The 2,523-nt window shown below is 52.6% G+C and carries 3 protein-coding genes; all 3 read left to right on the top strand.

Annotated features, from left to right (window positions below; translation table 11 throughout):
* The first annotated feature begins 204 nt into the window (after positions 1–204).
* Positions 205–1,233 carry a nicotinate-nucleotide--dimethylbenzimidazole phosphoribosyltransferase gene (gene cobT / locus MHN01_RS24405; protein ID WP_239413968.1) on the top strand — a complete coding sequence of 343 codons (1,029 nt, stop codon included), beginning with the start codon at positions 205–207 and terminating at the stop codon, positions 1,231–1,233.
* Positions 1,234–1,283: 50 nt separating this feature from the next.
* A complete protein-coding gene (locus tag MHN01_RS24400) occupies positions 1,284–2,072 on the top strand; it encodes an adenosylcobinamide-GDP ribazoletransferase (RefSeq protein WP_239413969.1) in 789 nt (262 codons plus the stop codon).
* A 46-nt stretch (positions 2,073–2,118) separates the two neighbouring features.
* A partial coding sequence (locus MHN01_RS24395) for a cob(I)yrinic acid a,c-diamide adenosyltransferase (protein ID WP_239413967.1) occupies positions 2,119–2,523 on the top strand: 405 nt, incomplete at its 3' end.

Raw genomic sequence — 2,523 nt, 5'->3', positions numbered from 1 at the left:
GGCGTTAGCCTTATGATATGAAAAATATCCTGAGTGAAGCTATCAGCCATAGCTCTTTTTTGCTACAACCCGAAACTTTTCTCTCTTTGCCATTGCCTTAGGTTCAGACCTGACGCAAAATTTCAGCCTACTCATTGCAGCACTACCGGCCAACGCAACGATCCGCGTTACAGCCTATTGCCAGAAACAGGGAGAATGGCATTTATGTTCACCATCACTTCACCCAACACCTCATCCTTGGCTCAAATTCAGCACAAGATTGATGATAAAACCAAACCGCAGGGAGCGCTTGGTCAGTTAGAAGCCGTAGCAGCCCAGCTAGCGCTGATCCAGCAGAGCGATACGATTACGGTTTCCCAGCCCCACCTATTGGTTTTTGCCGGTGATCATGGCGTTGCCCAGCACGGGCTGAGCATTGCACCCAGTGAAGTGACCACACAGATGGTGATGAATTTTCTTGCCGGCGGTGCTGCCATCAACTGTTTTTGCCGTACCAACGATATGGCACTAAAAGTCATTGATGCCGGAACCAAGCTCGAAGCGGACGATCATCCCCAGCTATTGAAGCAGCGTCTTGGCAACGGCACCGCCGATTTCAGCCAGCAAGCAGCTATGTCCAGGGAAACCGCCCAGCAAGGTTTAGAGCTAGGCGCTGGCCTGGTGGCCGAGATACACCAGCAAGGCTGTAACCTGGTTGGTTTCGGCGAGATGGGCATTGGCAATACCAGCAGTGCCGCAGCCATTATGGCGGCGCTATTAAAGATACCTGCCGATGAATGTGTTGGTCGCGGTACAGGTATAACCGACGAACAGCTCGAGCGTAAGCAGGCGCTGATCACGAAGGCGTTGGACTTACACCAAGTAAACGCGGATGATCCGCTCGCCATCCTGGCCTGTCTTGGCGGCTTTGAGATAGCCCAAATCACAGGTGGTATGCTGAAGGCAGCCGAACTGAAAATGACCGTCCTCGTTGACGGTTTCATCTCGACAGCCGCTGCAATGCTAGCAACTGCCATGCACCCCGAGGCTAACCATTACTTCATCTACTGCCACTGTTCTGAAGAATCAGGCCATCAGCGAATGCTGCAGCATCTCAACGCCAAACCACTGCTGGATTTAGGCCTTCGCCTCGGTGAGGGTACCGGCGCAGCACTCGCTCTTCCGATGATCCGCTCAGCCTGCGAGTTCTACAACAAGATGGCCAGCTTCAGCGAAGCAGGAGTGACCGTGTGAGCAGCCCGAGCGATAATTCATCCTATGGCGACAATCAGGCTGGCGAACGGATCAAGAGCACGGGCTTTCAATCAGCGCTAAAGCAGCAGTGGCAAATCTTTCTGATTGCATTGGCCTTTTTTACCCGGATCCCGATTCCGGCTGATACGCCCTACTCCGCCCAACGCCTCAACCAAGCGAATCGCTACTTCGGGGTGGTGGGGATTATTGTCGGTATCATCAGCGCAGCCATCTACCTGATGGCCGTTACCCTGTTTCCACCAGCCCTCGCTGTTGCCCTGGCAATGATCTGCAGCTTGCTTGTTACTGGCGCATTCCATGAAGACGGGCTGGCTGACGTATTCGACGGGTTTGGTGGCGGCTGGGAGCCGGTCAAAAAGCTGGAAATCATGAAGGATTCCCGGCTCGGTACCTATGGTGCTGCAGCCCTGGTGATGGCACTCGGAATGAAGTGGGTAACGCTCACGGCCATTGCCGAATATTCCCTATACTTGCCGGCTATGATGCTGATAGTGATGCACACTCTCAGCCGTATCTGCGTCGCCAGCCTTATCTTTACCTACCCTTATGTCAGGGAAGATCAAAACAGCAAGGTAAAGCCACTGGCCAATCAGCAAAGCCAACAAGATTTGTGGGTTTTAATTGCGACAGGATTGATTATATTACTGTTACTGCCACTGAACACTGCGCTCATTGTCGTATTGGTTCTAGCCGCCACTCGTTTCCTTTGCGGCAAGTGGTTTGAACAGCAACTCGGCGGCTACACCGGTGACTGCCTGGGAGCCGCACAGCAGATCACAGAGCTTGCCGGGTATATGACGTTACTCGCCCTGCTCTAGAATTAACAATAATAATCACCTAGACATATCGAATTAAGGGAGCCCTATGGTTGATCAAACCAATAAGGACGAAAGATACAAAGCACGCCAGCAGAAAGTCAAAGACGAAGTCGATGCACGTGTTGAGGCCGCCCAGGAAGAAAAAGGGCTGTTCCTTATCATCACCGGCAACGGTAAAGGGAAAACCACCTCGGGCTTTGGCACCATTGCCCGCGCTGTCGGACATGGGCAGAAGTGCGGCGTTGGTCAGTTTATCAAAGGGACCTGGGATTGCGGCGAGCGGAACTTGCTTGAATCGCACGGGGTAAACTTTGCCGTCATGGCGACCGGATTCACCTGGGAAACTCAAAACAAAGAAGCCGATACGGCTGCAGCACAAGAAACCTGGGCAGAATGTAAAAAAATGCTTGCCGACAGCAGTTATGATGTGGTGTTGCTGGATGAACTGACC

The organism is Photobacterium sp. OFAV2-7, from assembly GCF_022347985.1.
Classification (GTDB): domain Bacteria; phylum Pseudomonadota; class Gammaproteobacteria; order Enterobacterales; family Vibrionaceae; genus Photobacterium.
Note: the sequence above shows the minus strand (reverse complement) of the source record. Positions and strands in the feature narration are given on the sequence as shown.